Here is a 231-nt window from a genome sequence, read left to right on the forward strand (position 1 = left end):
GCTGTACTCCAGGCGGAAGGTCTCGCCGAGGTTGGCCTGGGTGTTCAAGCCCTTGATCGCCAGGCGACCGTCTTCGTCCTGGATCAATTGCCAGGGCTCGTCGACGTAGGCGCACGGGTTGGAGGCGGTGCAGATCACCTTGCGCAATTGCTGCTGTGCATCGTGGTAGCGGGCTTGAGCGCCGGCCACGCTGCCGCCCATGCGCGCCGAAGACAGCGTGCTGGCGCGCAT

General features: G+C 65.8%; 1 protein-coding gene. It reads right to left on the reverse strand.

The genetic code is table 11. The features are described from left to right. Nucleotides 1-231: hypothetical protein (locus AC0L3U_RS40355; RefSeq protein ID WP_473365264.1), on the reverse strand; the 231-nt coding region annotated here is incomplete at both ends.

It is taken from the genome of Bradyrhizobium sp. Kon69, from assembly GCF_055807515.1.